Annotated in this window: 14 protein-coding genes and 1 pseudogene; 12 read left to right on the plus strand and 3 right to left on the minus strand. The window is 74.2% G+C overall.

Annotation, left to right across the window (positions count from 1 at the left end; all coding sequences use genetic code 11):
- Complete coding sequence (locus tag Ae505Ps2_RS07405; RefSeq protein WP_020627065.1) at positions 1 to 486, minus strand: MarR family transcriptional regulator; 486 nt, start codon at positions 484 to 486, stop codon at positions 1 to 3.
- A gap of 311 nt (positions 487 to 797) precedes the next feature.
- Here Ae505Ps2_RS07405 and Ae505Ps2_RS07410 point away from each other — a divergent pair, with 311 nt between their 5' ends.
- The 12 genes and pseudogenes from Ae505Ps2_RS07410 to Ae505Ps2_RS07465 all read left to right on the plus strand — a co-directional run bounded on the left by Ae505Ps2_RS07410 (position 798) and on the right by Ae505Ps2_RS07465 (position 14,295).
- Positions 798 to 1,358: a hypothetical protein gene (locus Ae505Ps2_RS07410; RefSeq protein WP_075309207.1), complete on the plus strand. Its 561-nt coding sequence runs from the start codon at positions 798 to 800 to the stop codon at positions 1,356 to 1,358.
- 97 nt (positions 1,359 to 1,455) lie between these two features.
- Positions 1,456 to 1,896 (plus strand): hypothetical protein, encoded by a 441-nt coding sequence (locus Ae505Ps2_RS07415; protein WP_020627063.1) that lies wholly within the window; start codon positions 1,456 to 1,458, stop codon positions 1,894 to 1,896.
- An 8-nt stretch (positions 1,897 to 1,904) separates the two neighbouring features.
- Positions 1,905 to 2,783: a DNA-formamidopyrimidine glycosylase family protein gene (locus Ae505Ps2_RS07420; protein WP_075553519.1), complete on the plus strand. Its 879-nt coding sequence runs from the start codon at positions 1,905 to 1,907 to the stop codon at positions 2,781 to 2,783.
- A 32-nt stretch (positions 2,784 to 2,815) separates the two neighbouring features.
- Positions 2,816 to 4,027, plus strand: coding sequence for a histidine kinase (locus Ae505Ps2_RS07425; protein ID WP_233147693.1), 1,212 nt, complete (start codon positions 2,816 to 2,818; stop codon positions 4,025 to 4,027).
- A gap of 124 nt (positions 4,028 to 4,151) precedes the next feature.
- A complete protein-coding gene (locus tag Ae505Ps2_RS07430) occupies positions 4,152 to 5,039 on the plus strand; it encodes a S49 family peptidase (RefSeq protein ID WP_075309201.1) in 888 nt (295 codons plus the stop codon).
- Positions 5,040 to 5,211: 172 nt separating this feature from the next.
- Complete coding sequence (locus Ae505Ps2_RS07435; RefSeq protein ID WP_020627059.1) at positions 5,212 to 6,060, plus strand: LytTR family DNA-binding domain-containing protein; 849 nt, start codon at positions 5,212 to 5,214, stop codon at positions 6,058 to 6,060.
- Positions 6,057 to 8,600 (plus strand): hypothetical protein, encoded by a 2,544-nt coding sequence (locus tag Ae505Ps2_RS32525; RefSeq protein ID WP_075334048.1) that lies wholly within the window; start codon positions 6,057 to 6,059, stop codon positions 8,598 to 8,600. Before Ae505Ps2_RS07435 ends, Ae505Ps2_RS32525 begins: the two co-directional genes overlap by 4 nt.
- The gene (locus Ae505Ps2_RS07445) at positions 8,597 to 10,354 is read left to right on the plus strand and encodes a cation acetate symporter (protein ID WP_075553520.1); all 1,758 of its coding nucleotides are present in this window, start codon (positions 8,597 to 8,599) and stop codon (positions 10,352 to 10,354) included. The genes Ae505Ps2_RS32525 and Ae505Ps2_RS07445 overlap by 4 nt, the downstream gene beginning before the upstream one ends.
- Positions 10,355 to 10,569: 215 nt before the next feature.
- A complete protein-coding gene (locus tag Ae505Ps2_RS07450; RefSeq protein ID WP_020627290.1) occupies positions 10,570 to 10,911 on the plus strand; it encodes a DUF485 domain-containing protein in 342 nt (113 codons plus the stop codon).
- A gap of 86 nt (positions 10,912 to 10,997) precedes the next feature.
- A pseudogene (locus Ae505Ps2_RS07455) lies at positions 10,998 to 12,500 on the plus strand (cation acetate symporter); the annotation flags it as partial.
- A 433-nt stretch (positions 12,501 to 12,933) separates the two neighbouring features.
- Entirely contained in the window at positions 12,934 to 13,263 is a 330-nt protein-coding gene (locus tag Ae505Ps2_RS07460; protein WP_020627288.1) for a rhodanese-like domain-containing protein, read from the plus strand.
- A 3-nt stretch (positions 13,264 to 13,266) separates the two neighbouring features.
- Entirely contained in the window at positions 13,267 to 14,295 is a 1,029-nt protein-coding gene (locus tag Ae505Ps2_RS07465) for a DUF4328 domain-containing protein (protein ID WP_075309195.1), read from the plus strand.
- A gap of 653 nt (positions 14,296 to 14,948) precedes the next feature.
- Here Ae505Ps2_RS07465 and Ae505Ps2_RS07475 read toward each other — a convergent pair.
- Both Ae505Ps2_RS07475 and Ae505Ps2_RS07480 read right to left on the minus strand, forming a co-directional pair.
- Entirely contained in the window at positions 14,949 to 15,380 is a 432-nt protein-coding gene (locus Ae505Ps2_RS07475; protein ID WP_020625014.1) for a hypothetical protein, read from the minus strand.
- Positions 15,381 to 15,518: 138 nt separating this feature from the next.
- The gene (locus Ae505Ps2_RS07480) at positions 15,519 to 16,232 is read right to left on the minus strand and encodes a hypothetical protein (protein WP_075334050.1); all 714 of its coding nucleotides are present in this window, start codon (positions 16,230 to 16,232) and stop codon (positions 15,519 to 15,521) included.
- Between the last annotated feature and the right edge of the window lie 133 nt (positions 16,233 to 16,365).

Below are 16,365 nucleotides of genomic sequence, written 5' to 3' on the forward strand. Positions count from 1 at the left end.
TCAGGACTCCTGTGCTTCGAAGGTCTGGTAGTCGTCGAGGAAACGGCCGAGCAGGACGGTGAGGGCCTGGCGGTCGTCGGGGCTCCACGCGGCCAGGACGGTGGCGATGACCTCGGCGCGACGACGTCGCTCGGTCTCGATCACCCGGATGCCCTCCGGGGTCGCGGCGAGCAGCGAGGCGCGACCGTCGCCGGGGTCGGCACGGCGCTCGACGAGCCCGGACTTGACCAACGACGACACCTGGCGGCTGATCGTGGAGGGATCGGAGTGGAAGGTGGCGGCGACCTCGCCGGCTCGTTGCGGGCCGACGAAGTGCAGGTGGGTCAGCACGTGGTAGCCGGCCATGTCGACGATCATCTCCGGCCGGTGCCGCTCGGCGGACCGCTTCACCTGGCGGACCAGCAGGAACAGCTCCCGGACGATCGAGTCGGCGAGTTCCAGGTCGGCATCGGCGGGTTCGGCGGCGGCAGCCTGTGCGGTGCTCATCGCGGACCCCCTCTCGGTAGTGCGTGTACCACGCAACTAGTTGACTCGCGCAAGCATGCGCCGATGCGTTGCGCAATGCAAAGTAATTGGCCGTGAGCTGCGCCACCTGGTCCGCCACCTGACCACGGAGCGGATCGCGATCACTCCACAGCGGATCCGAGCGGTTCACGCGAAGGGGTGGCGCACTCCTCTGTAGAGGTGCGCTGTCCCACCTCGAACGTCATCGACGGGACGACCCGGCTGCCGCTGACGTGGTGACGTGCCACTACCGTGCGGTGCACTCACGCATCGCGCCCGGAGGGACACCGCCCGTGCCGCTCGCCCGTCACCTCGCCGGACCGGCCCTGCTGGTCGCGGCCGCCGCCCTGCTCGCGGGGTGCGCCCAGCCGGGGCAGCTCGGCCACGGGTCCGACGCCGCCCACTCCGACGACGGGACGAGGGTGGAGATCGTCCCCGTCGACCCGGGACCGCCACCGACCACCGCGGTGGCCGTACCGGGGAACGGCGAGTGGCCGGCGCGTCCGATCACCGGTGCGACCGATCCCCAGGGGCGGATCGAACGGCCCGTGGAGATCTCGACCCCGGGCCCCGCGGACATGCTCGTCCGCGAGGAGAGCCTGCTCCCCGGCGAGTCCACCGGCTGGATCCGCCACCCCGGGACGATGCTGACGGCGGTCCGCGGCGGGACGGTCACGGTCGTGCGGGCGGGCCGGTGCGAGCCCCAGACCTTCGGGACCGGCGAGGCGTTCTTCCTGGGGGACGGCGAGCCGTCGGTGGTCCGCAACGACGGTGGCGTCACCGTCCAGCTCCTGCGCTCGGGCCTGCTCGCCCCCGGCGCCCCCGAACGCGAGCCCGTCCGGCCCGCCTGCTGACTCCCACCATCTCGGAGTGGCGGGCGCGTGAGGGCTCGGATCTGTCGGTGCCCTGTGGGAACATCGTCGGTGGTACGGGGGCAGGGGAGCGGACACCTTGACGACGAAGACGGTCATCGCGGCGGACTACCGTGAATGGCAGGTGAGCCGGCGGATCGAGTGGACCACGCCGGCGGTCGGTGACGAGTTCGAGCACGACGTCGACGCGGGCAACGGCGCGGTCGTGCTGATCCTCGGCACGCTGGCGTTCTTCTGGCTGGTCCTCATCGTCTGGGTGCCCGACGGGGTGGTCTTCCCCTGGTTCTACTGGCTCGTCGTCATCGTCGGACTGGGCTTCTTCCCGTTCCGCTGGCTGCTGCGCAGGCCGTTCACGATCACCGCGAAGACCCAGGGCGGCTACGACCTGCCCCCGGAGAAGTGGACGGGCATGGTGCGCGGGCTCGCCACCGCGCGCGAGGAGACCAAGGTGGTCGTGCGCAGCCTGAAGAACCGCTCGACGCCCGGCCACGCGGACAGCCCGCTGCAGCCGATCAACTAGGAGTCGCGGTGCCCGAACTGCCCGAGGTGGAGGCCCTGGCCCACCACCTGCGTGAGCACGCCGTGTACCGCCCGGTGGCCAGGGTGGACCTGGCCTCGATGAGCGCGCTGAAGACGTTCGACCCGCCGGTGTCGGCGCTGGTGGGCCGGGTGGTGACCGAGGCGTCGCGGTTCGGGAAGTTCCTGTCGCTCGACTTCGCCGACCGGCCCGACGCCGGCCCGTTGCACCTGGTCACGCACCTGTCCCGGGCCGGCTGGCTGCGCTGGCACACCACCGCGGGCGTCACTCCGCCCAGGCCGGGTCGCGGCCCGTTGCAGCTGCGGGTGCACCTCGACCAGGTCGGCGGGCCGGGCTTCGACCTCACCGAGCAGGGCACCCAGAAGCGGCTCGCCGTGTACCTGGTGGGCGACCCGGCGCAGGTCCCTGGCATCGCGAAGCTGGGCCCGGACGCACTGGAGCTGAGCCGGCCGGGCCTCGACGAGCTGCTCGACGGCGACAACCGCAGGCTCAAGACCCTGCTGACCGACCAGTCGACGCTCGCCGGCATCGGCAACGCCTACTCCGACGAGATCCTGCACAGCGCGCGCCTGTCGCCCTACGCCACCGCGTCCCGGCTCGACGCCGCCGCTCGGGACTCCCTGTTCGAGTCGCTGCACGCCGTGCTGTCCGACGCGGTGTCCCGCTCGGTCGGCCAGGGCGCCGCCGAGCTCAAGGGGGAGAAGCGCTCCGGGCTGCGCGTGCACGCCCGCACCGGGCTGCCCTGCCCGGTCTGCGGCGACACCGTGCGCGAGGTGTCGTTCGCGGAGAGATCATTCCAGTACTGTCCGACCTGCCAGACCGGGGGGAAACCGCTCGCCGACCGCCGCCTGTCCCGGTTGGTGCGCTAGTGGCGGGCGCGGGAACGGGGGTACTCGCAGTCGTGGACGGATCCACCACGCTCACCCCCTCCATGGCGCTGCTGCTCGTGGTGGCGGTCGTCGTCGCCGTCGTCGCGGTGTTCTTCTTCCTGTGGCAGCGCAACCGGCGCAACACGATGGTGTCGCCGCTGGCCAAGGCCACGTTCTCCGCGCTGCACACGGTCGCGCTGGCCGCGCCGGTGCTGCGGGAGGGGCTGTCGTCGCGCTCGGCGTCGCAGGCCCTGCCCTACCTGCGCCAGCTGCTGGAGACCACGGCGATGGCCATGACCGACTCGCGCGGCACGGTCCTGGGCTGGGACGGCAGCGCCGACCAGCACCAGCAGGACGTGCAGACGCTCGCGGACACGGTCGTCCGGACCGGCCGCATGGAGCTGATGAGCCACACCGCCATCAAGTGCAACCAGCCGGGCTGCGAGGTGCGCGGGATCGTCGTCGTCCCGCTGGAGAGCGACGGGAACATCATCGGCACGCTGGCCGCGCTCACCCCCTCGACGGCCGGCCCCCCGGTTCTGCGGGCCACCGGCGAGGTCGCGCGCTACGTCTCCAGCCAGCTGGAGCTCGCCGAGCTCGACGACTCCCGCGCCCGGCTCAACCGGGCCGAGGTCCGCGCCCTGCGCGCCCAGATCTCGCCGCACTTCGTCTACAACGCACTGACCACGATCGCCTCGTTCATCCGCACCGATCCGGCCCGGGCCCGCGAGCTGCTCATCGAGTTCGCGGACTTCACCCGCTACTCGTTCCGCTCGGCAGGCGAGTACACGACGCTGCTCGACGAGCTGAACAACATCGAGCGCTACGTGCGGCTGGAGAAGGCCCGCTTCGGCAACCGGCTCAACATCAAGCTCCAGATCGACCAGGAGGTGCAGAACGTCGTCCTGCCCTTCCTCGCGCTGCAGCCCCTGGTGGAGAACGCTGTCCGGCACGGGCTGTCCGGCAAGCCCAACGGCGGCACCGTCACCATCCGCGCGGAGAACGCCGGCTCGGAGTGCGTGATCGTCGTCGAGGACGACGGCGTCGGCATGGACCCGGCCCGGCTCAACGAGGACCTCGACGACGCCCATCTCTCCGGCGCGCACGTCGGCCTCGGCAACGTCGACGACCGCATGCGCTTGGCCTTCGGCGACAACTTCGGCCTCGTCGTCGACACCAACATCGGCGCCGGAATGAAGATCACGCTGCGGGTGCCGAAGTTCCGGGCGGGCATCCGGGCCTGACCCGGGGGCGTCCGTGGGCGCCCTCCGGCGCCCTGCTGGGCCGTACGGGTGAACCAGGCGAGAGCGAGATGTGCCGATCCGGTCACACCACGTCACCCTGTGCGCGCGCGTACGGTGGGACGGCATGGACGTCCTGCGCATTCCCGCGGCGGTGACCTCGCGTCTGCCCGGCAGGCTGGGGGAGTCGGTCGGCCCCCCTGTGGTGTCGGTCGTGCGGCTGCAGGGCGTCATCAGTGCCCAGGCCGCGCCGGTGCCGCGCCAGGTGCTCAGCATCTCCTCGCTGGAGAAGGTGCTGGAGCGGGCCTTCGCGCCCGAGCGGCTCGCCGCCGTCGCGCTGGTGATCAACTCCCCGGGCGGCTCGCCCACCCAGTCCGAGCTGATCGGGAACCGCATCCGCGCACTGGCGGCGGAGAAGGACGTGCCGGTGCTGGCGTTCTGCGAGGACGTCGCCGCGTCCGGCGGCTACTGGCTGGCCTGCGCTGCCGACGAGATCTACGCCTGCTCCACCTCGGTCGTCGGCTCGATCGGCGTGATCAGCGCCGGTTTCGGGCTCGACGGCCTGATCGAGCGGTGGGGCGTGACCCGGCGGCTGCACACCGCGGGCGGGTCGAAGTCGCGGCTGGACCCGTTCCTGCCCGAGCGGCCCGAGGACGTCGCCTGGCTCACCGGCCTGCAGGAACAGCTGCACGAGCGGTTCACCGGATGGGTGCGCGAGCGGCGCGGCGACCGGCTCGCGACCGACACCGAGCTGTTCGACGGCGAGGTGTGGCTGGGCGAGCGGGCCCGCGCGTTGGGCCTGGTGGACGGCATCGGCAGCGCCCACGAGGTCCTGACCGAACGCTTCCCCGACGCCGAGCAGCGCCCGGTGGAGCAGCGCAGGCCGTTGCTCGCCCGCCTCGGTGCGGGCGGATCCGCGGCCCGGGCAGGCCTCGCCGGCGGTGTCGCGGAGGCCGGGCACGAGCTGCTCTCCGCCCTCGAGACACGGGCGGCGTGGGCCCGTTACGGGCTGTGACACCGGTGACCGTGTGTACCACGGCCGAGCTGCACCCCGTGTCCGGACGGTCACCGATCCGGTTCGTGCCCTGGCATCACGCGCGTCGGCACGTCACCATGGTCGCGGCGCCGGGCGATCATCGAGCGGATGGGCTTCCCGGCGCAGGCTGAGGAAGCAGGATGAGGAGATCGTGGACAGCAACGACACCACTCGCGGACTGGTCGTTCTCGCGGTGGACGACGAGCAGCCCGCGCTCGAGGAGATGGCCTTCCTGCTCGACGAGGACCCGCGCGTCGCGACGGTCCTCAAGGCCGGCGAGTCCACCGAGGCACTGCGCATCCTGAACGGCCGCCGGGCCGGGGCGGCCGCGGGTCCCGGTGCGGGGGGCGGCGCGGACGTCGCCGAGCAGACTGACATCGACGCGGTGTTCCTCGACATCCGCATGCCCGGCCTCGACGGCCTGGAGCTGGCCCGGGTGCTGCAGAACATGGCCGTGCAGCCGGCGATCGTCTTCGTCACCGCGCACGACGACCGTGCGGTCGACGCCTACGACGTGGGTGCCATCGACTACCTGCTCAAGCCGCTGCGCACCGAGCGCCTCTCCGCCGCACTCGACCGGATCCTGTCGACCCGTCGCAGCGGACCGGTCGAGACCGTCCGCGAGGAGAGCGGTGGCGACGACGAGGTCATCCCCGTCGAGCTGGCCGGCACCACGAAGCTGGTACCGCGGTCCGCCGTGCGCTACGTCGAGGCCCAGGGCGACTACGCCCGGCTGCACACCACCGAGGGCAGCCACCTCGTCCGGATCCCGCTGTCGGTGCTCGAGGACCGCTGGCGCGACGCCGGCTTCGTGCGCATCCACCGCTCGTTCCTGGTGGCGCTGCCGCTGGTCACCGAGCTGCGGCTGGCCGGGTCCGGCTACGTCGTGCGCATCGGCTCCGGCCCGGAGACCGCGGAGCTGCCGGTCAGCCGTCGGCACACCCGTGAACTGAAGGACCGCCTCGTCCGCGCGACCAAGCAGGCGTGGAGCCAGAGGTGAACAGGTCCACCGGCGGCGTCTCGCCGTCGGTGCGTCCGCAGTCCGACCGGGCCGCGGACGATCGCGACGGGTCCGACCGGCCCGGCACCGGACCCGACGCGACGGTCGCCGGCCCCCGCGCGGACCAGGGCGCCCCCGCCCCCGCGCCCGAGGCCCGGCCGGATCCCGCTCGGTCGCGCCCGTACCCGGACGGCGCCGTCGCCGGTCTCGACGCCTGGAACCCGGCGCTCGAACACCGCAACCGCCGGGTCGCCCTCGCACCGGAGCCGGCCGGGAACGCCATCCCGGCCCAGCCGCGCGGCTCGTACGCGTCCGGTCCGCACCCGCGGCCGGCCGATGGGTACCGGCCCGATGGTGGCCCCGGGCCGCGTCCGGCCTCCCGGCCGACCCCCCGCCCGGAACCGACCGCCACCCCCGGATCCGAGGGGGCCGTTCCGCGTGCCGCCGGTCCCGCTCCGGCCGCGCCCGGGCCCACCGGCGGTCCGACCTCCGGCGGCCCGGTCTCCGGCGCTCCGAGGCCCGGCGCTCCGAGGCCCGGCGCCTCGACGCCCACGGCCTCGACGCCCACGGCCTCGACGCCCACGGCCTCGACGTCCAGCGCCTCGTCATCCAGTGGCGGCGCGCCCCGTGACACCGCTCCCGACGACCGCGTCCCCAGTCACCGGGGCCCGGTCACCCCGGGTCCCGGCAACCCGGGATCCGGCGACCGGACCTCCCGCGACCGGGAGGCGACCGCCGCGACCGGGGGCCGCGCCGCTCGCCGTGCCCGTCGCGCGGCGGAGGAACCCGCCGACGCCGGCGGCGCCGGCTGGCTCCAGGCCGAGATCGCCCGTCGTGTCGCGGACCGGGCCGGGGGGACCGGCCGGCACGCCCGCGTCGACCCGTCCCCGACGCCGCACCGGGACCGTGGGCAGGCCGACCCCGACGACGCGCCGGCGCCCTATCCCGACCACGACGACCCGCCCCGCGGCGCCGCCGCTCGTGGCGTCGCGACCGGGGCCGGGACCGCCACGCCGCCTGCCGTACCCACCGCGCCGCAGCCTGCCCCGACTCCGCCAGCCCCGAGCCCGCGCGGTGCGACCCCGCATGACGCGACGCCGCGCGACGGCGGCTACGCCCCGGACGACGGCGCCCCGGACGACGGCGACCCCGAGGACCGTGACCTCGACGCGCGCGAGACCTACGGCCCGCCGGTCCACCCCACCCGCGCCCGCCCGGCTCGGCCGCGCGCCAACCTCGTGCCGGACCCGTACGCCCCGGAGGGTGTGCGCCCCGGCCCCGGCTGGCCGCCGGCCCCCGCCGCGACCCCGGCACCGGACGTCGCCGACAGCGGTGCGCCGACCCCGGCTCCGGACGTCACCGACAGCGGGAAGCAGTGGCCCCCGACCGGCGGCGGCTCCGGCCTTCCCCAGCGCGTCCCGGGCGCGACGTCGTGGTCGAGCACCTGGTCCCCCGACCGCAGCGCGCTCCTGGCGGGCACCCCCGACACCGCGAGAGCTGCCGACACCGCGAGTGCTGCCGACACGGCGGACGCGACCGGCGCGACAGGCGCGACCGGGGCAACGGACGGCGCGACCGTCGCCGACACGGCCCGGGACACGGACACGGCGGACCCGCGCGGCACGGACGGCACCGGGCTCCCGGCCCGCCCCGGCAGCGCGGACGAGCGCGCAGACGGGACCGAGGACGCGACCGGGGACACGACCGTCGCCGCACCGGCCGACCGGCCGGGTCCCGAGGGATCCACCGAGACCCGCCCGGTCCCCACCCGCTGGTCCGCGGCGGGACGACGCGATCCCGTCGCCCCGACGCCGTTCCGCCCGGACCCCGCCGACCGGTTCGGCCCCGCGGCCGGCCGCACCGACCACGGCGACCACGGCACCGACTACCGCGCCGACTACCGCACCGACGACGAGCTGGACGACGACGACCTCCCGGACGAGGACGAGCTCGACGAGGAGCTCGACGAGCTGCGCGGCGGCCCCCTCGAACGCACCGAGGTCATCTGGCGCGCCCCCGAGGTCGACGTCGCCCCGGCTCCCGAGCCGTCGGTCGAGCCCGGTCCCCAGCCGTTCGCCCCGGTCGCCGCGGCGCCCTACACCGGCGCCCGCCCCCGCCCGTTCTCCGCCGAGCCCACCGACCCGCCGGCGGCCGCCGAGGAGCCCGGCGACGACGAGCTCGGCGCCGGGCGCGTCCGCATCGTGCTCTCCGAGCGCCGCTCGACCGCGCAGTCCTCGCGCGGGCTGTCCGACGTGCAGGACCCGGGCGCCGTCGGCACCCTGCTGCGCAACTCCCTGGTCCGCACCCAGCTGCTGCTCGCGCTGCGGGTCAGCGTCGTCGCGCTGATCGGGCTGGGTGTACTGCCCGCCCTGTTCATCGCGGTCCCGGTCCTCGGCCAGATCGAGGTGCTGGGCATCCGGCTGCCGTGGCTGCTGCTCGGCGTGCTCGTCTACCCGTTCCTGCTGGGCCTGGGCTGGTGGTACGTGAGCTCCGCGGAGGCGGCGGAACAGGACTTCGCCGACGACGTGGCCGATCGATGAGCCTGACCGCGATCCTGTCGCTGGTCGCGATCGTCCTGGTGGCGGTCGCGTCCTCCGTGATCGGCTCCATCGCCCACCGGACCAGGCTGACCTCGGACTTCCTCGTCGCGTCCCGGTCGGTGCCGTCGCGGCTCAACGCCGGCGCGATCTCCGGCGAGTACCTGTCGGCGGCCTCGTTCCTCGGCATCGCGGGGCTGATCCTCGTCCAGGGTGTCGACGCGCTCTGGTACGCCGTCGGCTACACCGCCGGTTACCTGTTCCTGCTCCTGTTCGTCGCCGCGCCGCTACGCCGATCGGGCGCCTACACCGTCCCCGACTTCGCCGATGCCCGGCTCGCCTCGCCGATGCTGCGCAAGGTCTGCGCGGCCGTCGTCATCGTCATCTGCTGGCTCTACCTGCTGCCGCAGCTGCAGGGCGCCGGGCTGACCGTCGGCATCGTCACCGGCCTGCCCGACTGGATCGGCTCCGGCGCGGCCGGGGTGATCGTGGTCGCCACCGTCGCGCTCGGCGGGATGCGCTCGGTGACGTTCGTGCAGGCGTTCCAGTACTGGTTCAAGCTGACCGCGCTCGCCGTGCCGGCCGTGATCGGCCTGGCCGTCTGGCTCGGCGACGGCCACACCTTCGCCCGCGACGAGCCGCCGGAGTTCCGCGAGCCCACGACCGTCTCGGTCGCCACCCCGGTGACGCTCGAGGCGCGGCTGGCCGTCGACGTCGTCGCCCGCGGCACCGTCGACGGGCAGCCGGTCGACGGCCCGCTGCGCTGGGTCGCCGGATCCACCCACGAGGTCACCGCCGGGACCGAGCTGCGGTTCGCCGCGGGCGCCCCGGTGCCGGTCACACGCGGTGCCCCGACCGACGACGAGAGCTGGCTGCGCCCGTTCGCCGGCTCCGATCAGCACCAGCTGCTCGCGACCTACTCGCTGATCCTCGCCACGTTCCTCGGGACCATGGGCCTGCCGCACGTGCTCGGCCGCTTCTACACCAACTCCGACGGCCGGGCGGCGCGTCGCAGCGCCGTGCTCGTCCTGGCGATGCTGGGCGGCTTCTACGTCCTGGTGACGCTGCTCGGCGTGCTGTCGCGGGTCTACACCCCGCAGCTGCTGGTCACCGGCCGCACCGACGCGGCGGTCCTGCTGCTCCCGACCGCGATCCTGGGCAGCGGGCTGCTCGGCGCGCTGGTGGGCGGCCTCGTCGCGGCGGGGGCGTGGGCCGCGTTCCTGTCGACGGCGTCGGGCCTGCTGGTCAGCCTGGCCAGCGTCGTGTCCACCGACGTGCTGCCCCGGCCCGGCCGGATGACCCGGCGCTTCCCGCTGGCGACGGTGCTCGCCGGGGTGCCGCCGACGATCGTCGCACTCGTGCCGACCGGCCTGAACTTCGCCGAGGCCGTCGCGCTGGTGTTCGCCGTCGCCGCGTCCACGTTCTGTCCGCTGCTCGTCCTGGGCATCTGGTGGCGCGGGCTGACCGATGTCGGCGCGATCGCCGGGGTGGTCGTCGGCGGGGTGGTGTCGGCCGGTGCGGTCGTCGCGGCGCTCGCCGGGGTCGACGTCTCCGGGCTTGGTCCGCAGGCCGACTGGATCGGGGTCCTGCTGTACCGGCCGGCGATCGTCAGCGTGCCGCTGGCGTTCGCGACGATGGCGCTGGTGTCCCGGTTCACCCGGGCGCGCCGCCCCGTCGACGCGGGCCAGGTGCTCCTGCGCCTGCACGCACCCGAACGGCTGGGTCTCATGCGGGACCGATTGGACGACAGGGCCTGACGGGTCTCCGCCGAACGGGTCTACACAGCGTCACCGTTCGGACGGGTGGGTTCGTCCGGACCGGGGTTCTCGTCGGTATCGGCACGCAACGACGTTCCCCGACGCGATACCCGGTCGTTGTTCCGGGTGAAGTGTGTCCCCCGGGGACGCGCCGCGGTCCCCCGGCCACGACGCGGCCCGGCTCCCCGCAGCACGACCCGAAAGGAACCGGCGCCATGAGCAGCCCTGCAGAGCGCTCGGCCGGCACGATCTACCAGCAGGTCCAGGCGAGTCCCGAGTTCCGGGCGTACCGCAGCCGCCTCCGGCGCTACGTGTTCCCGATGACCGCGATCTTCCTCGCCTGGTACCTCGCCTACGTCGGTCTCGCCAGCTACGCCCCCGAGTTCATGTCCATCCGGGTCGTCGGCACGATCACGGTCGGGCTGCTCGTCGGCCTCGGCCAGTTCGTCTCCACCTTCCTGATCACGACCCTGTACGTCCGGTTCGCCGAGCGTGAGATCGACGGCCCGAGCGCCGAACTGCGCGCTCGGGTCGAGCAGGCGGAGGTGCGCGCATGACCACGTCCGTACTGGCCCAGGCCGAGTCGGTCGGCTCGGTCACCGCGAACCTCGGGTTCTTCCTGCTGTTCGTGATCGTGACGCTGATGATCGTGCTGCGGGTGAGCCGCACCAACGCCACCCGCGCCGACTACTACACCGGTGGGCACGCCTTCACCGGCCCGCAGAACGGCACCGCGATCGCCGGTGACTTCCTGTCCGCGGCCTCATTCCTCGGCATCGCCGGGGCCATCGCCCTCTACGGCTACGACGGCTTCCTCTACTCCGTCGGCTTCCTCGTCGGCTGGCTGATGGCGCTCCTGCTCGTCGCGGAGCTGCTGCGCAACACCGGCCGCTTCACGATGGGCGACGTCCTGGCGTTCCGGATGCGTCAGCGCCCGGTCCGCGCGGCCGCCGCGACCTCGACGCTGGTCGTCTCGCTCTTCTACCTGATCGCGCAGATGGCCGGGGCCGGCGGGCTGATCTCGCTGCTGCTGCAGATCCCGAAGACCGACAAGCTCTCGCAGGCGCTGGTGATCGTCGTCGTCGGCGGCCTCATGGTCGTCTACGTGCTGTTCGGCGGGATGAAGGGCACCACCTGGGTGCAGATCATCAAGGCCGGCCTGCTGCTCACCGGCGCCGCGGTGCTGACCACCTGGGTGCTCGGCCGCTACGGGTTCAACCTGTCCGCGGTGCTGGAACAGGCCACCCGGAACTCCGAGCGCGGCGAGGCCATCCTCAACCCGGGCCTGCAGTACACGAACAAGATCGACTTCATCTCGCTCGGTCTCGCGCTGGTGCTCGGTACGGCGGGCCTGCCGCACATCCTGATGCGCTTCTACACCGTGCCTTCGGCCAAGGAGGCCCGCCGCTCGGTGGTCTGGGCGATCTGGCTGATCGGCATCTTCTACCTGTTCACGCTGGTGCTCGGCTACGGCGCGACGGCGCTGCTGCCGCCGGGGACGATCACCCGCGCGAACCAGAACGACGCCGCGCCGCTGCTGGCCTACGCGCTCGGCGGCGAGATCATGCTCGGCCTGATCTCCGCGGTGGCGTTCGCGACGATCCTCGCCGTCGTCGCCGGTCTGACGATCACCGCATCGGCCTCGTTCGCCCACGACGTCTACGCCAACGTGCTGCGCCGTGGCACCGCCACGCCGGACGCCGAGGTGAAGGTCGCCCGCACGACCGCGCTGGTCATCGGCCTGGTCGCGATCGGCGGCGGGATCGTCGCCAACGGGCAGAACGTCGCGTTCCTGGTGGCGCTGGCGTTCGCCGTCGCCGCGTCGGCGAACCTGCCGACGATCCTGTTCTCGCTGTTCTGGAAGCGGTTCAACACGACCGGCGCGCTGTGCAGCATCTACGGCGGCGTGATCGTCTGCGTCGGCCTCATCGTGATCTCCCCGGCCGTGTCCGGGTCCCCGACCTCGATGGTGCCGAACGTGGACTTCGCGTTCTTCCCGCTGTCCAACCCCGGCCTGGTGTCGATCCCGGTGTCGTTCGCGCTGGGCATCATCGGCACCTTCCTCGGCGGCCGCGAGCGCTTCAACGCCGCCCGCTTCGCTGAGATGGAGGTCCGCTCGCTCACCGGTGCCGGTGCGGTCCGCGCGACCACCGCGCCGAAGGAGGCGCCGAAGCCGACCGCGGTCCCCGCCGAGGACCTCATCGGGATCCCGCGGCGCGAGACCGAGGGCTCCGGTCGGCACCGCTCGCAGCCGCGTCCGCAGCCCCGGCCGAACCCGGGGCAACGGCCGCAGACCAGCCGCCAGGCCGGCGAGCTGTTCGGCAACACCGGTCTGACCGGTGTCCAGCCCGTGGTCGGCGCCGACGGACGTCCGGACCGGTACGGGACGGGCCGCCCGCCGGGACCGCAGGGCACCGGCGGGTACCGGCCCGCGCAGGCCACCGGCGGGTACCGGGCCGCGCAGCCGCCGCTGGACCCGAACGAGGTGACGATCCCGCACGGGTCGCTCTACCGCGACGACGGCCGCTGAGCCACGCCGCTCACGGCGGGTTGACGGGGTGGCGTGGCAGGATGGCGCCATGTCCGACCCGGTTCCCGCCGTGAGCGTGTCCGCTCTCCCCGCCGACGCCCCGATGCTGGACGTCCGCGAGCTCGACGAGTGGACCGCCGGGCACGCCCCGCACGCCCGTCACCTGCCGATGTCCGAGCTGGCCGCCCGGATGGGCGAGGTCCCCACCGACGACCCGCTCTACGTCGTCTGCCGCTCCGGCGGCCGGTCGGCCCGGGTCGTCGCCTACCTGACCCAGCAGGGCTTCCCGGCGGTGAACGTCGAGGGCGGCATGCAGGACTGGGCCGCCCAGGGCCGCACGATCGTGACCGACGACGGCAGCGCCCCCCGGATCGCCTGACCCGTGTCCGCGCCGGCGCCCCGACGGCCGGGCCCGCCGTGCCCACGCTGCGGCCGGACGGCTCCCCCCGGTGGGGGCGCGTTCTGCCCGTGGTGCGGTCGCTACCTGGCCGCCCTCGACTGGGTCGCGACGACGCCCGGTGGCCCGGCCGCCGAGCCCGCCGCCCGTCGGGACCGCTACACCGGTCCGCCCCGCTACCGCGCCGTCCCGCGCTGGGGCCTCCCGGTGGGGCCCTGGCGGATCGCGCCGGTACCCGGTGAGGGCCCGCTCCGGCCGGTCGACCGGGCCCGCGCGCTGGCCGCGCAGCTGGTACCCGTGCTGTGGGTGGTGGTCGTCGTGTCGGGGATCGCCGCCGTCGCCGAGGTGTGGCGGTACGTGCTGCTGCTGTTCAGCCGGTCCGACGCGTTGTCCCCGGAGGCCGTCGGAGTGTCCGACGCGCTGGTGTGGTTCGGCGGCTGGTCCTCGGTGGTGGCGACGATCGCCGCCGGGGTGTTGATGATCTCGTGGAGCCTGTGGACCTACCGGGCGGCCGCGGACCGTGCGGGGACGCGCGCCTGGCGGAGCCGCCGGTGGGTCGTCGCGGGCTGGGTGGTGCCCGGCTGGAACCTGGTCGCGCCCGGTTCGCTGCTGGCCGAGACCGAGCACGCCGCACTGGACCTGCCACCGGAACGGCGGCCGTCGCCGTCGCGGGAGCTGCTGGTCTGGTGGGCGCTGTGGGCGGCGTGCGTCGTGCTCGGCGCGGTGGTCCTGGTCTGGCGGTTCCGCACCGGCACGCAGGCGCTGGCCGACGGGGTCGTCCTGCACGCCTGGGCCGACGTGCTCGCCGCGGTCACGGCGTGGCGCACGATCCGGGTCGTCCGCATGCTCACCGCTCTGCTGGAGACGCGGCCGCAGGGTCCCCGGCAGCTGCTGGTGTCGGTGCCGGCGGGAACGGCGGGCGCGGCGACGGCGGTCCCGATTGGGACGGCGGCCCCGCAGGCAGCGCCGACGGCGGCATCGGGCCCGACCGGGGCGGCGGACCCGGCGGGCTGAACCCGGGCGGGCCCGGCGGACCGAACCCGGACGGGCCCGGCGGGCCGAACCCCGGCGGACCCGACGCCGGGGCGGCGTCCGGCCGGACCGCAGGAGTGGGCGACGGAACCGGTGCCGGGTGGTCCGGCGCGGGCGCGGAGGTGGTCGGCGTGGCCGCCCAGCCCGCGGATCCGGGGCGGACCGCCGTCGACGGGCCCGCGGTCAGCGCCGCGTCGGAGACCTCCTCCAGCAGCTTGCGCACCCGCCGCACGGCCCGGTCGGGGCCGCGCACGACCACCGACAGGGCCAGCCGCCCGCCGTGCGGGTCGGCGACGGTCCGCAGCACGTGCCGGTCCGGGCCGGCCTCCAGGACGAGCCCGAGCCGCCCGCCCGCGTTGGGGGCGAGGGCCAGCGCGATCCTGACGAGCTCGGCGTGCGCCGCGCCGCGGACCTCGTCGCGGTGGTCGTGAGCCGCGGGGACACCCCGGCCCGTCCGCCCGACGGCGGTGTCGGGCCCGCAGACGTCGAGCACCATTCCGCTGTCCACGTCGAGCAGGGCCGCCGAGCGGATCCGCGGGTCGAAGAACAGCGGACCCAGCACGGCGGCCAGCCCGTCGGTGCGCACGGCGACGGCGTGCCGGTGACGTCCCATGGGAGGCGTGGTCGCGGGGGCCTCAGCGCTGCTGGGCGGGGAAGAACGCCTGGCCCTGCGGCTGCGGCGCCCCGGCCTGCGGCGAGGTCATCGCGAACTGCTGCTCGATGACGCGCAGGTCGCGGCGGGCCATCGCCAGGTTGGCCTGGGCACGGTTGAGCACGAGGTAGAAGAACAGCTGCTCGTCGGTGCCGCGGATGATCCGGATCAGGTGGTACTGGGTGTCGAGGGTGATCAGGATGTCCTCGATGTTCTCGCGCAGACCCAGCTTCTGCATGACCTCGAGCTTCGTGCGGACGACCTCGGAGTTCCCGGGCGCGGCGACGTCGAGGTCGAACTCGGGGCTTCCCCCGCGCGATCCCAGCGTCATCCCGCTCTCGAAGTCGACGATCGCGACCGCGAACGCGCCCTTGATGTTGGCGGCCATGTCGAGGGAACGATCGATGTTGTTCATGTCAGGAGCCTTCCGCGAGGCAATCGCCGCGACGATCTCGGGGGAGTCTGCGCCGCGATCCGTTCCGCATTTCACGAAGAATGATCTCGGATCTTTCCGGCGCCGGGGCCGACAACGATAACGCGCAATTCCGGAGCGTCAACACCCCGACGCCGACGACGGGTCCAGCCGGCGCAGCGCGGCGAGGATCCGGGACATGGTGCCCAGGTCGTCGGCCCACCTGCCGCCCTCGGGGGTGGCTCCGGCGTGCGCGTCGTCACCGTCGGCCGTGTCGGGGGGATCTGCCGCGTCGGAGGTCTCGGCGGGTCCGGGCGCGCGCCGGGGGAGCGGGACGGCCGGAGCCGGGGTGCGCTCGGCGCCCGGCACCGGCGTGGGCGACGGCACCGCGATCGTCGCCGGTGGGGTGTCCACCCGCCCGGGAGGTGACGTGGCGGGGGTGACCGGCCGGACCCGCATCACCGGGCGGGTCGCGACCGGCGCCCCGATGGTGGCTTTGACCTGCTGATCAGTCGATGTCGATGTCGCTGTCGGTGTCGGTTCCGGCGTTCGTGCCGGTGTCGCGCCGGCCGGACGCAGGGCCCGGCGGGCCAGCGCGACCGGGCTGCCGGACCGGTCGAGGTGGGCGTAGGCGAGCAGCGGGGCCGCGCCGTCGCGGGGCAGCGCCCGCAGGAGGTGGTGATCGCCCTCCCGGGTGGTGACCACCGCGTCCTCGAACACCGGTCCCGGTCCGCCGACCTGCGCGGCGCCCCAGTCGAGCACCTCCGCGAGGCCGGGCACGGCCCGCTCGCCCGCGGCCGCGACGAGCTCCCCCGTGGCGGGGTCGGCGACGCAGGCGTAGCCCGTCCCCGGCACGCCGAGAACGGTGCGCAGAAGTTCCGACCACGATTCCATTGCCGACGATTCCACCACGTCCGCGGGTGGCCGTCGACGGCGGTGCGCGTCTTTTCCGATGCACCTTCCCGTCCGTGATTGCGCGGCGCCGTCG

Source organism: Pseudonocardia sp. Ae505_Ps2, from assembly GCF_001932425.1.
Lineage (GTDB): Bacteria > Actinomycetota > Actinomycetes > Mycobacteriales > Pseudonocardiaceae > Pseudonocardia.